Source organism: uncultured Desulfovibrio sp. (genome assembly GCF_902477725.1).
GTDB lineage: Bacteria > Desulfobacterota > Desulfovibrionia > Desulfovibrionales > Desulfovibrionaceae > Desulfovibrio.
Window position 1 is genome coordinate 15,760 of sequence record NZ_CABSIF010000003.1, and the last position, 17,855, is coordinate 33,614.

The following is a 17,855-nucleotide window of genomic DNA, read 5'->3' on the forward strand; positions in this document are numbered from 1 at the left end:
AACGGCTGTCCGGCGCATGTGGGAGACTACGTCATTTCACCCCTGAGGCCGGAAACTGTTGCCCGTGATCAGACCAGCCGAGGAGCGTTCATGCCAATGCCTTTTGCCGTTGTGGTGTTGCAGCACCACAGTGTCCGCCTTTTCGGTGTGCGCATCCACACAACCCTGCACAACGCCCCGCAGGAATGCCCCCGGCTGTGGAATGAGGTCTTTACCCCCCGCATGCCAGAGCTGAGCGGCAAGCCCAGCAATACCTATCAGGGGCCATCTTACGGGCTTTCTTTATTTACAGATCATGCAGGCCTGGCTTTTGATTACTGGGCTGCGATGGAAGCTCCGGAACTTGCCGCGCCGCCCGCTGGCATGGACACGGTAACTCTGCCGGGCGGTCTCTATGCCTGTTGCCGCATTCCCGCTGCTGGCATGCTTCAGGAAGCATACGACTACATGTACGACGAATGGCCCCAAACGCCGGACGGCTATACCGTTCTGGCAGACAAACCCTGCTTTGAGCGCTACGACAGCCGCTTTTTTCAGTCCGGTACCCACGATGTCTATGTGCCCGTGCTGCCCCGCGAAAAATAGCCTCCCCTTGCGACCTATTCGCCCTGATCTCCCAGCCCCTTGGGCCTGACTTTCGGGCCTGCCTCTCTTTCATTTCCCTCAGCTTTTTCCCCTGCCTGTTTCGGGCACAAATCACACCATAAAAGTATGCTATAAATTGCACTCTTTTGGGGAATATGTTATATTGCGAATGAATCGTAATAATCGGCAACTCGGCTGCACCCTTGCGCCCGCTTATGCCGATAGGGGAGCATACATGGCACTGACCCGACGTAATTTTCTGGTGGGCGCGGCCTCTGCGGCAGGCATTGCAGCTGCGGGGCTGGATGCCCGGGCCGAAACCAATGGCGCGAGCGCCTCTGTCCAGCATGCAGAATACGCAACCTTGCTCGACATTGAAAAATGCATCGGCTGTGGCCAGTGCGTGGAGGGCTGCCGCGAGCGCAACGGGAGCCGTTATCCGGAAGTCAAAAAGCCCCTGCCAGTCATGTTTCCACCTGGAACCAAGGACGAGGACTGGTCTGGCAAGCGGGATGTGGACGACAGGCTCACGCCGTACAACTGGCTGTATATTGAGAGCGTTACCGTGCTGAAGGACGGCGCGCCGCTTGAACTGCACATTCCCCGCCGCTGCCTGCACTGCACAAACCCGCCCTGCGCCAACCTTTGCCCATGGGGCGCTGCCAGCCGCCAGCCAGAAACCGGCACGGTGAGCATAGACAGCCAGACCTGCCTTGGCGGGGCTAAATGCCGCACGGTCTGCCCCTGGCATATACCGCAACGACAATCGGGCGTAGGGCTGTATCTTGACCTCATGCCGCGCTTTGCCGGCAACGGCGTCATGTACAAGTGCGACCGCTGCGCAGACAGCTTTGCCCACGGCCAACTGCCCGCCTGTGTGGAGGTTTGCCCCCAGCAGGTGCAGACCATTGGCCCGCGCGATGAAATTCTGGCGCAGGCCCGCAAGCTGGCGCAGGAGCGCGGAGCGTACCTTTATGGCGTGACGGAAAACGGCGGCACCAATACTTTTTATCTGTCGCCAGTGCCCTTTTCCGAACTGGCAGCGCAGGCCAAACCCGGCCCCGGCAAGCCCACCTTTGGCCCGATGGCGGACTCCATGGCGCAGGCTGGCAACCTTACCCGCATGCTGATGACGGCGCCGCTTGTGGGCGTGGCAGGGGCGCTGGTGAACGCCGCGCGCCAGGGGCAAGGCCCGAGTCAGAACCACACGCAGGCCCGCCCTCTGGGTGCACTGCATGCCCCCAAGGCTGAAGCTGCCCTCTCCGGAGGCTTGCTCAAGAAACTGTGGGTGGCAGTGGCTCTGCTGCTTGGATTTACGGGCATGATGCAACTGCCCGTAGCAAGCCGCTACGGCATTGCCAAAATTCCCGGCCTCACATGGACAGGTGATTTCTACACCACGCTGAATGTCCATTATGTTCTGGCTGCCCTGCTGCTGGCGTTGGGCCTGTATTGGCTGACCCTACAGGTGCGCGGCAGGCTGCGAGGCCGCCTTGCCTACTGGGGCAAGGTGCGGCTGGCAGTGCTTGGCGTTGTGGTGCTGAGCGGCATGGCCCGCGTTGCCAAAAATCTGCCTTCCATCACGTTTTCGCCGGGTATGACGACCTTTATTGACCTTGTGCATCTGGGTTTTGCCGTACTGCTCGGTGTGCTGTGCCTCTGGCTGTGGGTAACTGGACGCGGCGCTTGGCGCGAGGATGGATAACGGGCACTGCCCGCATAAATGACGGCATACACAGGCGGGTATTCTGCGGAATGCCCGCCTTCATTATATGCTTGGCTTCCCCATCAAAAATTTGTCTGTCCTGATCACTACAGCTCTTGGCCCCGGCAGGGTTTGGCGCTACGCTGCTTGCTGCATCTTCTCTCCTCAAGCTAGTTTTGTGACATCCACCCCCACCAGCGAGGCGCATCATGACCATGCCCGCATTTTACATCCCCCACGGCGGCGGCCCCTGCTTTTTTATGGACTGGATGCCGCCCGACACATGGAATGCCCTTGGCGGCTGGATGCGCTCCATCCCGGCGACTTTACCGCAACAGCCAAAGGCGCAGATTGTATTCTCCGCCCATTGGGAGCAGTCGGAATTTACCCTGCTGACTACGCGAACCCCCGGCCTGTATTATGATTATTATGACTTTCCGCCGCATACCTATGAGTTGCAGTGGCCTGCGCCGCCAGCGCCGGAACTGTTTGACCGTGTGGGCCAGTGCATGCGCTCGGCAGGATTGCCGCTGGCAGAGGACACTACGCGCGACTTTGACCACGGCGTGTTTGTGCCGGGCCTGCTGATGTACCCAGAGGCGCAGATGCCCACGCTGCAAATATCGTTGAGGCGGGGGCTTGATCCGCTGGAGCATCTGGCACTGGGACGGGCGCTGGCCCCGCTGCGTGAAGAAGGCGTGCTGTTTGTGGGCAGCGGCATGAGCTTTCACAACATGCGGGCCTTCCGCTACGGGGATAATACGCCCATTGAAGGGGCGGATGTTTTTGACAACTGGCTGACGGATGCCGTGCGTAACCCCAATGCCGCCATGCGCAACGCTGCTCTTGCGGAATGGGAAAAGGCCCCCGGTGCGCGCTTTGCCCACCCGCGCGAGGAACATCTGATTCCGCTCATGGTGATTGCAGGAGCTGCCGGAGCCGCACCGGGCAAGCTTGCCTGGCATGGCAGAGCTATGGGCGCACCGCTCTCAGCATTTTCTTTTGACTAGATGAAATAAATACTTGCGCCCCACGGCGAAAAGGTATAATTCCAAATTCCTCATGGGGCTGTAGCTCAGTTGGGAGAGCGCTTGAATGGCATTCAAGAGGTCAAGAGTTCAATTCTCTTCAGCTCCACCAGATAGGTAATCAAAACCCCCGATCATTGAAAAATGGTCGGGGGTTTTTTGCTGTCGATGGCTGCGCTTGCGGTTATCTGTCCATCTTGACAGTACTTTTTGAGGCAAAAAATTTCCACGCGATGCTATATGCGATAGCCTCCGCAGAGGGCTTGAAAAAAAGCAGATTTATAGATTGAAAACAATTTATGTCGAGAAGCGCCTATTGTTGGATGGGAAGAACATGGATTGCATATAAAAGATCATGAACGTCTTTATAAATAAAAATTGGGAATTCTTTAAATATTTTCTCGTAAATATCATTTTCGTACTTTTCAGATCTCCCTCGGTATCTTCCCACAGTATTGTTTTTTTCTAAAATTTCTTCAGCAAGCTTGTGCCCATTCATATTTAATATCTTTTTTTGACATAACATCGTATACCCATTGACCAACCTCATTTCTTGAGTTTCCAGTGCATCGAAATCATAATAATTTTTTCTGTATGAATAAGAATATATTGCCTGCAACAAATCATTATCAGCAGCCAGTATTGTAGATACCGTAATTTCTTTAAACCATTTTTCATCGTCCGGGGAAAACAGCTTATCTCTGATTCGTAAAAGGCCAAAATACAACGGGTCAAATGTATAATTTTCCCTAGAGTATCTTAAATTTTCGCCTAAAACAGAGATCCTACCGTTAGACGAATTTTTTGTGTCCCAATCTATAATCCCGTACACAGACGGAACAGTACTATCGACTCCAAGAGATTTGACTATTTGCTTAGTCTGCTCGGCGCTACCTGAGCCGCTTGATCCAGAGGAAATGAAATTGAGTAAAGAGTCAGTTTTTGCTTGAAGATTTAACGAATTGCATATCACATTGTAAAAATCTACATCATACTTACTTTCTACAAAGACTTGCTTAACATTTCTATATATTACTCCGAGAGCAGGTACACCTTGAAGCAATTTTTTTAACGTCTCTTCTTTGCTTGTTTTTATTATTCTTCCATTTTCTACAGAGTAAATATATTCGTCACGACTAACAGCCACTGTTGTCGGTGAATGTGTTGTAAGGATAACTTTGATCCCATAATTTTCAACAAATGTTGTTGCAAGAATTTTTAAGAGTCGATTAATCATTTCTGGATGCAGAGAAGCATCAATTTCATCAAGTAAAAGGATCTGTGGGAAGTTCTCCTTTTGTTTACTATTAAAAATTGACAATGCGATTTTAAATAAAGTTTTTTCGCCAGAAGAGAGGCTTGAATATTGAATCTCTTGTTGGGATTCATTGCCGACAAGCTTCGGCGTAAATTTTTCTAATCTGCCATTTCCTTCTGGAAAAGTTATTTGGTAGGGCAGGCCTGCTTCTTTAAACGAATCGTTAATTAGTACCCATGGGGCTGGGCCACAGTGTTTAATGAACTCGTCATCCGTTTCATAGCATTCTAATACTTCATTGTTGTACTGTTTTCTAAGCCGCTTGAGCGTATTTTCATACTTCAAATTATGATAACCTAGAAAGATATCCGCCGTATTCGTTTGAAAAAAACGACCTTCATACTTCCCTTGTGCCATTATTAAGCTAAAATTATCATCAAGCTCCTGAGATGTTAGCTCTTTAGCATTTTTCCCCAAATGTTTCGCAGTTTCTTCAACAACTGGAAACCACTTTTTCACTCGATCTTCAAGCCATTCGCGGGGGCCACCATAATGGGGATTATTTGATTTAACTTTGAGTAGTCCTAGAGCAATAGTGATATCTTCATGGAGATTATCAATATCTAAACCTAAAGGGTTTGCTTCGGAATAGCCTCGACCCATTCCAACAAAATCCCCTAAGCTAAAAGATAATATTTTATTTACGATACAGTCATCAATAGAAGTAGTCGCATAATTTTGACCTGAAGCTCTGGAATATACTGCTTCAAGAAAGTTTGTTTTTCCGGCACCATTGCGCCCTGTCAGAATAATCATATTTGGCAAATCATACAAAGATTGCTCTTTTATATTTTTGTACTCCTTGGTTATTGATATGGATAAATTGCTCATTTGCCATACATCCTTTTAATTTTTCTTGCTAACTTCATTTAGACATTTATATCTACAACACTAACTATATTTTCGTAAAATATAATCTGCTTTTTTTCAAGCCCTCTGCGGAGGCTATCGCATATAGCATCGCGTGGAAATTTTTTGCCTCAAAAAGTACTGTCAAGATGGACAGATAACCGCAAGCGCAGCCATCGACAGCAAAAAACCCCCGACCATTTTTCAATGATCGGGGGTTTTGATTACCTATCTGGTGGAGCTGAAGAGAATTGAACTCTTGACCTCTTGAATGCCATGCAAGCGTTCGTCATGCGCATCACGCAGCAGCGCCGTATGGCATTTTGCTCTCATATCCTCTCGCAATCCAAATTCTTTCGCGTCCCTATCCGTCAAGAAATATGAGGTAAAACTTGCTGTTTCTGATGCTATCAAGCTCAGAGGGCAAGTATCCTGTTGATGCTCACCTGATCGCTCTGCGCAAGCTTGAGGTAGAAGGGTGCGTAGGGTGGTCATTTTGTATGGCTAGCGGTGTGCACTTTGCTACAAAAGCGCGGACAGAATTCATGCGCTGATTTTGCGGAGTTTGCAGGTTGCTCATGCCAGCAAAAAAAGTTTTTTAGTGCGTTAGTCTCAATAAAAATTGACTCCAGGCAAAAATAATATCACTTTTTATGTTATTGAAAGGCAACAAGATTTTTTTTGATTGTCGCCCACACTCTGTAATCATCACCACTTAGGATAAATAATGTCCAGCCCAATAGATACAGACATAAAAGCGATGTTTTGGACCTTCTGGCTGGCGCATTGGCCTGTTTTTATCCTGCTTATTCTAACGTGCTGGGGCGGATTGTGGGCGCAGGATTATGCAAGCAGTGTTGTTCTTGCCGTAGGGGCGGCAGGTTTGGTTATTTTTTTGCCCTTGTGCAAAATGGAAAAAAGTTTGTGGTTGTACATCGCGGCGTTTTTTATGGGTATTGCAAACGATGTTTCATTGAATGACGCCCGTTATATTACCAGTATTATGGGCATAGAATGGCTCTCTCCTTTGGCGGCATCTATTATTTTTGTGGCTGTGCAAGGGGCGTTTATTACGTTCGTTCTCTTGCTATTTTGTATGATTATTTACAGACGCCAGGTCAGCCTTCACTTGCTCGTTAAAATTCCTGTGTGCATGCTCTTTTTGCTTGCCGCGCTGGATCCTGCCTTCACGATGTTTTGGCTGTTTCTAGGGCTTTGCGGTTTTTTTGGTCCCATATAACTGGATATTACGGCCACACGCGCCAGTACCTGCCCACGTTTTTGCTTCTGTTGCTGGTGCTCTTATTTCAAAAAAATAATTCCCCGACCATCGTGCGATGATCGGGGACATGTGTTTATGACTTATGGGGTCGCCACAAACGGATGTTTCATTTGTCATGCATTGGGTAGTTCTTAAAATTCCTAATAATGAGTGTAATCATTATCAAGTTCTCTTCTGTGCATCAGGGTAGCATAAGGGGTTTTTCCTCGGTTGCGTATTCCTGCGCTTTTTGAAGAACTTCGGCAAAGTAGTGCTGGCAGTTATGCTTTGCCAAGTTGTACATCCGGTGGTCATAATCTTGAATATCGATTGCTCTTGAATAAAGCGCATCCCATTTACGGTCTATTTCAATCTTTGCTCTGTCGATGTATTCCTTGCGATACTTGGTGGGCTCGACTTGATATTTGTTCAAGCTCTGCATGGGTTCAGAAAATACGCCAGTAGAAGTCAACCCAAAGTTACTACCATCGCTGCCAACAAAGTGCATGTGCTCAAAGTGCAGATCTGTTCCTGGAACTCTTTTTCCATACCAGTTGCTGGTTTTGGCAAGTTCAAGCTCACGCACCCCCATTTTATAATACGGGATTGCGGCATTGGGCTCACTTGAATATGGTTGCAAACCTGTGTGATCGCCATGAGCATGCCTTTTCACTACGTCTGCGACACTGTCGGGATACATGCGTTCTTCCAGTGGGGCATTTGCCGCAACAGGCATGGGCGCGTTAAGCGCGTTGTGCGGCATATGGGAAGGTATTGTTGCCGCGTTTGCCGCGCCTTTAAAGGTGAATTGCCCGTTGCTCAAACGCGGCTGATCTGAAACATTGTGGCCCATGTTTCTGGTGCTGAAATTGTTCCCTGCCATGTTCTCTCCTTAAAAGGTTTGGGGGAGATATAGCAGAGGCGGGAGTTTTTGTAAGACTGAAACATTTCAGTAGCTTTTTGTTCTTTTTAGTTTGGTAAATAAGAGTGCTTGATAACACAAAAAGATAAAATACCAGATGGTTATATTAACACTCAGAGGCCATGGCAGGGCGTGTCTACTGAAATTTTTTGCAAATATCGGGGAAAATATTTTTATTTTTTCTGCCCAAAATTGAGCGTGCCCCGAGTAAAGCACATAAGCAGCTATCGAGGGTTTGCATGACATCCCCAAAAATTGCGGAATTAAAAGCAAAATTTTTTGGCCTGCTGCGAGAACACTGGCCTAATATTATTATCTTGATCTTTACTTGGTTCGGTGGACTTGTCGATAACGACTATATGGGGCATGTGGTGCAGGCTGTTGGAGCAGTTGGAATTATTGTGCTGTTGTCAATTTTTAAATTGCAAAAAACATATTGATTTATGTTTCAGGCATAGCTTTATGCTTCATAGGTGCTGCCGAAATAATAGACACTCAACATATCGCTGACATAATGGGCCTTGGATGGTTGTCATCATAGTCTATTATCATAATCACAATTGCAGTTCAGGGATTTATTGCTTCGTTCATATACTTACTGTTTTTGTATATACTTTTCTTTAGGTTGCAGATTAGCACCGCATGCTGTTCAAGATTCCCCTCTGTATGTTGTTTCTGCTCGCGGCCCTAGGGCCAACCTTTATGGAATTTTGGATGCTTATGGCCTTTAGCGGTCTATTCGGGCCAGTATAGTAGCGCACACCCTGGTTCAAACTGCTTGTGGTTGTGCGCCGTGAATGAGTAGCCGCCAAGCAGCCGGGTTTACATGACATTCCTAACAAGCGCGCAAATAAAACAAAATTTTTTGTTTTGTGCTGTTGTGCTGGCCTATCACCATTCTAATTATTTATAGTGGCGGGCCGGAAAAGTGGAGTTATAGCCTAGTTGTTCAGGCCGGGACGATTGCCCCTGTCTTTGGTGTAGACCCCACTCTTTTTTCAAATCGCGTAACACGCCAAAAACCCCCGATCATTTTTCAATGATCGGGGGTTTTAATTACCTACATGGTGGAGCTGAAGAGAATTGAACTCTTGACCTCTTGAATGCCATACTAAGGCATCATGCCCCAAACCTCACGCCGCCAACAAAATCAGCCTACTGGCTCTATATTCTCCTTCAAGGTTGATTTTTTATACTAGTGCGCCTGCATTAGCACATTATATGCTGATTTTTATTGCAATATTTGTGCTGATAAACCCAATTTGATATACCTATTATTTCACTTGGTGAAAAAAATTATCACTACTGCTCGACTCTCCACATCACTTGCAGTATATCTTGCATCCGGTTTTTACTACAGCCTCTTTAAAAGGAAAGTAATAATGGGCAGATATAGTGGGCTTTTGGCAGTGTTTTTTCTGCTTCTTACGGGCTGCGGCTCCACGCAGTATCCTGATGAAATCTGGGCTCCCAAGAGTGCGCCCTATAAATATGGCGGCTCGCCAGAAATGGAAGACATCGCCAAAAGGTGCAACAACGGATACTACAGCGGTTTTAGCCCAGAGAATCTCTTTCCCATAATGAGCCAGCGCTGCGAAAAAATCGAAAACGGCAACAGAATTTGTGCGGCAGAACTCATAGACTCTGAAACGCATGAGTATCTTGGCCAAGAATTCGACTCAAAAACAAACTCGTGGCATTCGGTAACAAAAGAGGACACCAACTACTACCACTACATGATAAATCTCTACATCAATACCAAGGGCCTGGTCTACGACTGCAAGGCCTCGTATGGCCACCATGTGCAAGTCAGCAAAAAGCCCAAGGAAGGAACTCTGGCAGCAAAAATGCCCAAGGAGTAGCCCGCATGCGACATAACTTGATTCTATCCCTCTGTTATGTGCTGCTGGGGGCGTGCGTGATAACTTCGTCTCCCCAATGGCGGCCTGCGGAGCTTGCCCCCATTAAAATCACCAAGGCGCAGGCCGAGCCAATAATCAACGCATGCCGCGATGGAGCCTATTTGGGTAGCGCTTTACAAAACTTTCCCCAATCAGATCAGGCCATTTGCCAGCCGCAGTATACTGGCCAGTTGTGCGCCATGGTGCTGGAATTTCCTGAAAAACGTGTGTTTTCGTATGCCGATGGACGCAGCTATTCGGCCACAGTGCAGGCTCATGCGTGGTTCAACATTGTGCTGAATGAGCAGGGCAACATAACCGGTTGTCGCACCAAAACGGAATAAAGGAATCAACATGCGTACACAAATCATGCTGGCTGGCATCTTTTGCTTGCTCACAGCCTGCGTCAGCTATGCCCCCAAGCCCTCGACGTTGCCGCCACCACCGCCGCCCATGCCTTTTGCTGCGGTGTGGGCGCCAGAACAGGCCCCGGCCATAAAAACATCATGGGAAAAGGTGATTGCCACTATGAAGGCCTGTAACGGTGGCGCACTTGAAGGCAAAACCATAAAAGATGCCACGCTGGCAGACATGAAGTTTTACAGCAAACCGCTGGAAGGCGGCAAAACCATGCAGGCAGGAAAGCTCTATTCACTGTATGCAACCGATGTTGAATTTACCACCGCAGTAATGCTTAACCTTACGGTGGGTAAGGACGGCAAAATTCAGGAATGCCTGGCCGAAAAAATTATTTACCAAAGCAAATAAGCAGCGGTAACTCGCTTTGAAAGCCCCCCGATCATCATTCGATGACCGGGGGGCTTTTTTATGCCTGCTTGCCAACAGGACGCTGATACTATTGAACAAGCCGTGCTGCGTTCAGCCTGTATAATTTTTATTTTGTAAATAGCCTATATGTGCAATTTTTATTGTATTTTTATAACATCTGATTTTAAAATACATAAATTAAATCTGGTGCGTAAAATATGTATGCAATTGCACAAAAAATGCGTGCAACTGATTTTGTTTACATAACTCACTATTTAAACTTTACTTTGTATTTTTCATGTGGTTATTCTTACATTAAGAACAGGAATGTTCATGAATTCATAACTCAAGTGTATTCAGCTAGTTGAAAAAGGAGGAGCCAATGGAAGTTCCGAGCAAAAGCCATGCGGGCTGGCAAGACATTATCACTGGCAAGAAGACCTTCGAACTCAAGTTTCTGGCAGCCAAAATCATGCTCGGTCGACTGGTGCGCGGGGTTCATGACAACCCAACACCGCAGAATATCGCCTCAAGTATAGACCAGCTGTATAACCTGTTTGTGCAAAACGCCAATTCGCAAACCGTGCAGGATGATGTCAAAACAATTTTCGGGAAGTGAGGAAATTATGAATCAGTCAATTATGGGGATACATGACGTTCAGAAAAAAATTTCCGAAGGGCGTTCACTTCTTCTTGCAGGCGAAGAAGCTGTTATCCAGCAGTTGCCTAAGGGCAACTGGGTTGGCGGAACAATTCCTTATTTTATTACAAAAGAGCATGGGGGGCTTGCCTCCCGTGAACTCATATTTGTTACAGACATTACCGATATTGTCCAAAGCGTCAGCATTGCCCAGTACAACAAAGACACGCTCGCCAATGTGTATGTGGAGGGGCCAAGGCAGGGATTCAGTTTTATTCTGATACCTGCGGCAAGCGAAACGCATCTTTCCTTTGCGGTGAATGCCCCCAACTACAAATCTTTCGGCATGTCGCCGCTCATCGGCTGGATTGCAGGCGTGCATCTGGACGATCTTGGCAACAAAACACCAAAGGTTTTTAACGGCAGTACGGGAAGCATGATTGAAGATGGCGCCATAGTACTTCGGGCAGAGCTCAAGCCCGGCAAGCTGGCAGAGATCGGCATCATCAACCTTTTTGAGCAGGGCGATGGCGACACGCTGACCTTTTCTGCCGACGGGTTTTCAGCCAAGGATGTCATGGTCAATGGCGTCCCACATAATTTCGCTGCCTACCTCAAGGAACACAATCTGGATACCAGGCTGCCAATCGTTGCCGACTACTATGGCGCGCTGGTGAACATCAGTTTTCAGTGCATAAACGAGGCGGAAAACATGGTGCACTTTTATGCACCGGTTTTCAGCGGCATCCGTTATAAACATGCAAAGCCGATTGCGGATTACGTGGCGGCCTTTGATGCGCATGTAAGCAAGGTAATGGGTTCGAATACAGATAAGGTTGTGTTTTCGTGCAACTGTATTCTGAATTACCTGTTCTCCAATCTTGAAAACAAGAAGACCGGCGCCTTTGTCGGGCCTGTTACGTTTGGCGAAATAGCCTACCAGCTTTTGAACCAGACTCTTGTGTATCTGGAAATCAAAGATTACTGATGCGCGTAAGGCAGAATAACCTTCTGCCATTATGCGTCTGCAAAAAGCTCCGGCCAGTTCATCACTGGTCGGGGCTTTTGTAGCATATGGGGCTCGTTTCTGTTTTAGTAACGTGTCCTGCTGTTGAATATGACCGCGAATCGCGATAGCAGTATGCGAGCGTGTAGCAGGTATGCCGCGCTGTTGCGTGGAGAATCGTTCGCATATCTTTTCGTTGCGCAATGGCGGGGCAATAGGTCAGCAAGCTTGTATAAACATTCAGAGGCACCATGCAAAGATATCTATTTTCGGTCTGTCTTCTTCTTTTCGTACTGGTTTGCGGCAGCAACGGCATAAGCCAGTGCCAGGCCGCCACAACCGAGATTGAAGTTGTCGCCTCCGGCACCACGGGCACGCTGGTGGTGTACTCCACAGCCAACGGCACCCGGCAGGAACTGCTGCGCACCCCGGCCTATGTGGGCAGAAACGGTTGCAGCGTGGACAAGCGCGAGGGCGATGGCAAAACGCCCGTGGGTGTGTATGAAATCCGGCGCGGTTTTGGGCTGGCTACGCCCCCTGTGGTGAACATTGCCTATACCAAGCTTGCAGGCGACGAAAAGTGGGTGGATGACGTTGCCTCAGCCCGCTACAACCAGTGGGTTACAAAGGATACAACCCCCGTTGACTGGAAATCTGCCGAAGATCTGTCCAAAGAAACCGTGGCCTACAAGTACGTGGCCGTGATCGAGTATAATACGGATAAAATCGTCAAGGGCGCTGGCTCGGCAATCTTTCTGCACTGTACGCAGGACAAGCCCACATCTGGCTGCATCAGCGTGCCGGAAGAAGCGATGGTCAAAATTCTGGGCTTCATACAGCCCGGTACGCGCATTGCCATTGCGGGTTCTGATGCAGAACTGAAAAGCCTGACAAAGTAGCCCGTAGGGGCAAGCTTTTGCATGGAGTCTGGCGGATACGCCCGGCTGCAAGGGTGTGAACAAAAGGCGGGGCAGTGGCGCAACATGATTGCGCGCCACTGCCCCGCCAATTTTATCAGAGTTGCCGATGGCTGGAATCAGGCGAATTTAAGGCCGATCACACCGGCGATAATCAAACCGGCAGAGGCCATGCGCAAGGGCGCAGCCGCATCGCCAAAGGCAACAATGCCCACCACAAAGGTACCCACAGCGCCAATGCCCGTCCATACCGCATAGGCCGTTCCCATGGGTATTTCCCTCTGGGCCATCAGCAGCATCATACCGCTGCACAGAATGCAGGCGATGGCAAAGGCGAGCCACAGCACGCGCAGCCCTTCTTCTGTCCAGCCCAGTTTGAGGCCGATGGGCCAGCCGATTTCAAGAAAGCCCGCCAGTACAAGATAAACCCACGCCATACAGCCTCCATGAGGGTTGATTTTTCAAAGTCGAACGCGACAAACAAAGGCATCTTGTGGTGCTATGTGCAAAAGGCCTGGCAAACACACTGCATACTGCGAACGCCAGATGCTGCGGCCACGGCAAAGCTACGCATCGTCCTCGTGAGCGGAATCAAGCAGGGTGGCAATATCCCAGCAGGCTGTTTCGATTTTGGAGAGTGATCTGTTGACTGAAATGCTTTTTTGTCGCCACAGGTCGATGGTGCGGAACGGCCTGACACCGTGCTCGCAATCCTTGACCAGCAGCACGCGCGGCAATGAGGGTGCATACGGGTCGGAATGGCACACAATGCCTTTTTGCCCGTTAGAGAGCACCACCGCCGTGCCGATGGGGAAGATGCCCACCATCTTGATGAAATGCTCGGCATAGCCGGGCGCCCAGGCATTCTCGCCCATCTTGAACAGGGTGCCCAGGGCGTGCTTGGGGTGGATGGCGTCTTTGTATACGCGCTTTGAGGCAAGGGCGTCATAGACATCGCAAATGGAAATGATGCGCCCGAAAATGCCTATCTGGTCGCCGGAAAGGTTGTATGGGTAGCCTGTGCCATCGTGCCGCTCGTGATGCTGCAAAATGCCTTCCAATACTTCTGCCGAAAATTTGCCCGTGGCTTGCAGCTTGGCATGACCGCGTTCAACGTGCGAATGCATGATCTGCATTTCGCCCTCGTTGAGTTTGCGCGGCGCGTTAAGAATGTTGGCGGGCAGCAGCGCCTTGCCGTAATCATGAAACAACGCCGCAATGCCTATCTGCCGCTGTTCTTCGTCATCCATCCCCAGATATTGCGCGAACGACACGGCAAAAATGGCCACGTTGACGCTGTGGCGGTACATGTAATCATCCAGACTCTTGAGATTTGCCAACAAGAGCAGCGCGTTGCGGTTGCGCACAATGCTTTTTTTGATGGCGCTCAGGCATGGCTCCACAGCCGTAACTTCAATGTTGCCGCTGGCGGCGCTCTGCATAAATGATTTTACATGCCCATAAGCAGCGGAAAACGCACCCCGTGCCGCACAAATTTCTTCGGTAAGCGGCGTCTGTGGCGCAGGGGGCGATTCCAGATTGCGCACAATCTGCGAGCGAATGGGATCGTAGCAGGCCTCAGCATAGCCCTGCCGAGTAATGGCCCTGATTTCATCCTGCGAGGCGATGAACCCCTCTTGCTGGTAAAGATTGGGTTCTGCCAGCCAGGAGATGCCGGGGTTGACCAAAAACATGCCAGGCTTGAGGCGGTCTATGGAAATACGCACTGATGACATGCCGTTCGTCACTTCACATCTGGAGTTTGACGCAATAGGCGCGCACGGGGGGGCATCCAAAAAGGAGGCAATACGCGCGCGGCAGCTACCAGTAAAACAAAAATCTTAACCTATATGCAACAAAATCAATTATCACTATGGTTGTCAAGCTGCTCAAAAATAAGTGGATTATAGTGGCCCCGAACCCAATTTTTACCTTTCCCCCCAAGGGGCACCCGCAGCAATGATGCATAAGGCAACAAACCATACTAATGCAATTGGTGGTACTATAAAAATAATTATGAAATAATCATGTTTCAGATTTTTTTGTGGATGCTGAATGCTGGAGGAGAGATGTTTCAAAAAATCGTGATGCTGCTTCTGGCCTTGGTTGCGTTGACCGGGTGCGCCGCCCAAGTGCCACCAGCCAAGACGCTTCCGCCACTTGAGAAGAACCAGAGTACGTATATTGCCGTGCCCAAGGACGTTCCTGATTTTGATGACAGCCCCGGAGGCGGTATTGTTGATGCAAAGCACTACCCCGGAACTGGCGCGGAGATTGTGGTTTTGCTCAAGGAAACCCTTGCCCCCTATGCCGGGGCAATATCCACCGGCAGCAGATATGAAACAGACGAAGAAGCCATTGAAAGCGGCAAAAAGGCAGGGGCCAGATATGTTCTTATTCCATTCTTTAACATCCAGATGCAGCGTAGAATACTGTGGGAACCACGTGTGTATAGGTTCTCGCTCATATTGCGCACATTTGACCTTCAGTCAGACGGCAAAGAGCCTGTCAGAAGTATAGGGATGCGGATATATCAAAAAAATACAATGCCGCCTGCGCAAACCCCAAAAGATATCGATGCATTATTTAAAAGCATATTGCCCGGCTATGCAAAGACAGTTTACGAAACGGGCGAACGTGCCGCTGAGCAGTGAGCCGCGCGTGCAGACCCACCAGAGTCTATAACACCAAAATCCCTCGATTTTTTCAATTCGAGGGCTTTTTGTATGTATGCAGGGGGGATGCAGTGCCGGTGCAGCCTATACGCCGTGCATTCATTTGGGCAACATGCCGCGCGCATGTATCAACTTCTGGTTCCAATTTCAGCCATGAATCAATAGTTTCACGCAATTCAGGCTTTGATGATAAGCATTCCTGTATAAATATGGAGCCGAATTTCCATTTGATAGATTAAAAAAATCAGATTAAGGTGATAAGTAATCACATTTCGCTTGCGAGGTGCATGGTCTGCCTCGGGCAAACCTATATTCATGGCAATGCTTTTGGCGGGAGATTTCATGAAGCCGATAAAGATATCCGTAACGCAGTTACGCCAGGGGATGTGGCTCGTAGAGCCCACGACATCCTGGATAAATGCTCCGTTTGTCTATGGCAAAAGTGGCGTCATCAAAAGTGCCGAGCAGATCAAGCATATTATTGCGTCTGGCTATACAGAAGCCTACTACGATCCTGACCGCTCCGTGCCTGTGCAATCAGGTACGTGCCATTGCGCGCCGGAGCGCAGCGGCGCACGGCAAACACCGCTCGCCGAGGAGCTTTGCCGGGCGCGTGACCTGTATTTTGACGCCTGCAACTACATCAAAAACCTGATGCAGGAAAAGAAGGTGGGCGCCATAGAGGTTGCGGAGCTAAGGGCCTTTGTAAACGAGATTATTCAAAGCCTGCACCGTAATTTCAACGCCCTGCTGCTTATCACAACCATCAAGAAAACCAGCGACTATACCTATAGACACAGCATCAACGTCGCCATCTTTTCCATCGCTTTTGCCCAGTTTTTGGGGCTGGACGATGATGAAACTTTTGATACTGGTATGGCCGGGCTTTTTCACGACTACGGCAAGGCCTTTGTGCCGCTGGAAATTCTGAATGCGCCGCGCAGCCTGAGCCCGGACGAAACCTCGGTTATCCGTTCGCACGTCAGGCTTGGCCACGATAACCTCAAGGATATCCCCTGGATTAACAGTATAATTCTTGACGGCATACTGCACCATCACGAGCGGCACGATGGCTCCGGCTATCCGCACCAGCTCAGGGGCGAGGCCATCAGTCTGCACGGTGGCATTATATCCATTTGCGATGTGTATGACGCGCTGACATCCTCCCGGGTGTACAAAAACGCAATCCCCCCTGCGCAGGCGGTAAAAAAGCTGTTCACCATGTCGGGGCAGGCGTGGGCGCCGGGTCTGGTAGAGCACTTTATCAAGCTGGTGGGCATATTCCCGGTAGGTACGGTGGTGCAGCTCTCAAACGAAACAACGGGCATTGTATGCCAGCAGGATCACAAGTCGCCCCTCAAGCCCACGGTGCTGGTCATACTTAAAAAAGACAGACCCTACGCGCCGTACTACCTCAAGCTTGCGCAGAATGATCAGGTCAGCATCAACCGGGTGCTTGTGCCGTCAGAACTTGCCAGCATCAAGAACAGCAAGTTTTACCGCATGTTTCTTGACCGGTAGGAAGGCCGCCTGAGGGACAGGGAAGATGCGCGTGCCCTGCGCGCCCGGCCCGAAGAGTACCACCGACGGAGCGCAATATCAGGTTGCGCTGGCGAGCAGGCTCAGATCGCAGCCAACGATGGCTTGCAGGTTTCGGCTGACCTTTTCAGGCGACCAATCCCACCACGCAATCTCCAAAAGCTGCTCCACCACATCTTCTGCAAATCTGCGGCGAATCAGTCGCGCCGGGTTGCCCGCTGCAATGCTGTAGGGCGGCAGGTCTTTGGTCACTACGGATTTCGCCCCGATAACGCAGCCGTGGCCTATGCGCACGCCGGGGAGTATTGTGGCGTCATAACCAATCCACACATCATTGCCGACAATGGTATCTTTGACCACAGGGGCCACCTGCTTTTGAGGTTCGCCAGCCTCCCAGCCCGAGCCAAAGATGTAGAAGGGGTAGGTGGAGAACGGGACAATCGCGTGATTGCCGCCGTTCATGATGAAGGTGGTCTTTCTGGCGATGGCGCAGTATTTGCCGATGATGAGCTTGTCGCCGATGAAGTCGAAGTGATAGAGGATGTTCTCAAAAAAGCGTTCCGGGCCGTCCGGGTCATCGTAATACGTGTAGTCGCCGATGATGACGTTCGGGTTGGTGCAGTAATTCTTGATAAAGGATACCTGGAGGAATTCTTTCATCGGGTGTTTTTCGCCAGGGTGTGGGCCGTTCATGCTGAAAACCTACGCCATGCAGAAGTGTTGAGCAACGGATGGATCTGG

The 17,855-nt window shown here is 49.7% G+C and carries 18 protein-coding genes and 1 tRNA gene; 14 read left to right on the plus strand and 5 right to left on the minus strand.

The annotated features are described in order from the left end of the window. Positions 1-90: 90 nt before the first annotated feature. From RDK48_RS02870 to RDK48_RS02885, 4 genes are all read left to right on the plus strand, one after another. On the plus strand, positions 91-585 hold the full coding sequence (locus tag RDK48_RS02870) for a GyrI-like domain-containing protein (RefSeq protein WP_298991844.1): 495 nt from the start codon (positions 91-93) through the stop codon (positions 583-585). A gap of 235 nt (positions 586-820) precedes the next feature. Further along, positions 821-2,290 (plus strand): 4Fe-4S dicluster domain-containing protein, encoded by a 1,470-nt coding sequence (locus RDK48_RS02875; protein ID WP_298991849.1) that lies wholly within the window; start codon positions 821-823, stop codon positions 2,288-2,290. Positions 2,291-2,499: 209 nt separating this feature from the next. Beyond that, the gene (locus RDK48_RS02880) at positions 2,500-3,300 is read left to right on the plus strand and encodes a class III extradiol ring-cleavage dioxygenase (protein ID WP_298991853.1); all 801 of its coding nucleotides are present in this window, start codon (positions 2,500-2,502) and stop codon (positions 3,298-3,300) included. Between the two features lie 54 nt (positions 3,301-3,354). Continuing rightward, positions 3,355-3,430 (plus strand) — tRNA-Ala (locus RDK48_RS02885). A gap of 201 nt (positions 3,431-3,631) precedes the next feature. On the opposite strand, the gene RDK48_RS02890 is transcribed toward RDK48_RS02885, so the two are convergent. Then, positions 3,632-5,467, minus strand: a complete 1,836-nt coding sequence (locus RDK48_RS02890) for an ATP-binding protein (protein ID WP_298991858.1) — start codon at positions 5,465-5,467, stop codon at positions 3,632-3,634. Positions 5,468-6,212: 745 nt separating this feature from the next. Between RDK48_RS02890 and RDK48_RS02895 the strand changes: the two genes are divergently transcribed. Then, complete coding sequence (locus tag RDK48_RS02895; RefSeq protein WP_298991861.1) at positions 6,213-6,725, plus strand: hypothetical protein; 513 nt, start codon at positions 6,213-6,215, stop codon at positions 6,723-6,725. A gap of 223 nt (positions 6,726-6,948) precedes the next feature. Here RDK48_RS02895 and RDK48_RS02900 read toward each other — a convergent pair whose 3' ends face one another. Then, positions 6,949-7,629: a DUF778 domain-containing protein gene (locus RDK48_RS02900; protein ID WP_308587792.1), complete on the minus strand. Its 681-nt coding sequence runs from the start codon at positions 7,627-7,629 to the stop codon at positions 6,949-6,951. Between the two features lie 278 nt (positions 7,630-7,907). Here RDK48_RS02900 and RDK48_RS02905 point away from each other — a divergent pair, with 278 nt between their 5' ends. From RDK48_RS02905 to RDK48_RS02935, 7 genes are all read left to right on the plus strand, one after another. Then, a complete protein-coding gene (locus RDK48_RS02905) occupies positions 7,908-8,108 on the plus strand; it encodes a hypothetical protein (protein WP_298998270.1) in 201 nt (66 codons plus the stop codon). Between the two features lie 942 nt (positions 8,109-9,050). Then, positions 9,051-9,530: a hypothetical protein gene (locus RDK48_RS02910; RefSeq protein ID WP_298998267.1), complete on the plus strand. Its 480-nt coding sequence runs from the start codon at positions 9,051-9,053 to the stop codon at positions 9,528-9,530. 5 nt (positions 9,531-9,535) lie between these two features. After that, positions 9,536-9,913 (plus strand): hypothetical protein, encoded by a 378-nt coding sequence (locus RDK48_RS02915; RefSeq protein ID WP_298998265.1) that lies wholly within the window; start codon positions 9,536-9,538, stop codon positions 9,911-9,913. 10 nt (positions 9,914-9,923) lie between these two features. Continuing rightward, positions 9,924-10,337: a hypothetical protein gene (locus RDK48_RS02920; protein ID WP_298998263.1), complete on the plus strand. Its 414-nt coding sequence runs from the start codon at positions 9,924-9,926 to the stop codon at positions 10,335-10,337. A gap of 382 nt (positions 10,338-10,719) precedes the next feature. After that, positions 10,720-10,956 carry a hypothetical protein gene (locus tag RDK48_RS02925; RefSeq protein ID WP_215648831.1) on the plus strand — a complete coding sequence of 79 codons (237 nt, stop codon included), beginning with the start codon at positions 10,720-10,722 and terminating at the stop codon, positions 10,954-10,956. Next, a complete protein-coding gene (locus RDK48_RS02930) occupies positions 10,895-11,965 on the plus strand; it encodes a hypothetical protein (protein ID WP_298998261.1) in 1,071 nt (356 codons plus the stop codon). Before RDK48_RS02925 ends, RDK48_RS02930 begins: the two co-directional genes overlap by 62 nt. Before the next feature lie 269 nt (positions 11,966-12,234). Beyond that, positions 12,235-12,882, plus strand: coding sequence for a L,D-transpeptidase (locus tag RDK48_RS02935; RefSeq protein WP_298998259.1), 648 nt, complete (start codon positions 12,235-12,237; stop codon positions 12,880-12,882). A 137-nt stretch (positions 12,883-13,019) separates the two neighbouring features. Here the strand turns inward: RDK48_RS02935 and RDK48_RS02940 are convergent, their stop codons facing one another. Further along, positions 13,020-13,337 carry a multidrug efflux SMR transporter gene (locus RDK48_RS02940; RefSeq protein ID WP_298998256.1) on the minus strand — a complete coding sequence of 106 codons (318 nt, stop codon included), beginning with the start codon at positions 13,335-13,337 and terminating at the stop codon, positions 13,020-13,022. Between the two features lie 129 nt (positions 13,338-13,466). Beyond that, positions 13,467-14,636, minus strand: coding sequence for an HD-GYP domain-containing protein (locus RDK48_RS02945; protein ID WP_298998254.1), 1,170 nt, complete (start codon positions 14,634-14,636; stop codon positions 13,467-13,469). Between the two features lie 291 nt (positions 14,637-14,927). On the opposite strand from RDK48_RS02945, the gene RDK48_RS02950 reads away from it, so the two are divergent. Together RDK48_RS02950 and RDK48_RS02955 are read left to right on the plus strand one after the other, a co-directional pair. Next, positions 14,928-15,554 carry a hypothetical protein gene (locus RDK48_RS02950; protein ID WP_298998251.1) on the plus strand — a complete coding sequence of 209 codons (627 nt, stop codon included), beginning with the start codon at positions 14,928-14,930 and terminating at the stop codon, positions 15,552-15,554. 363 nt (positions 15,555-15,917) lie between these two features. Continuing rightward, positions 15,918-17,096 carry an HD-GYP domain-containing protein gene (locus RDK48_RS02955; RefSeq protein ID WP_298998249.1) on the plus strand — a complete coding sequence of 393 codons (1,179 nt, stop codon included), beginning with the start codon at positions 15,918-15,920 and terminating at the stop codon, positions 17,094-17,096. Positions 17,097-17,174: 78 nt separating this feature from the next. Here RDK48_RS02955 and RDK48_RS02960 read toward each other — a convergent pair whose 3' ends face one another. Beyond that, positions 17,175-17,807: a CatB-related O-acetyltransferase gene (locus tag RDK48_RS02960; protein WP_298998248.1), complete on the minus strand. Its 633-nt coding sequence runs from the start codon at positions 17,805-17,807 to the stop codon at positions 17,175-17,177. Positions 17,808-17,855: the final 48 nt, after the last annotated feature.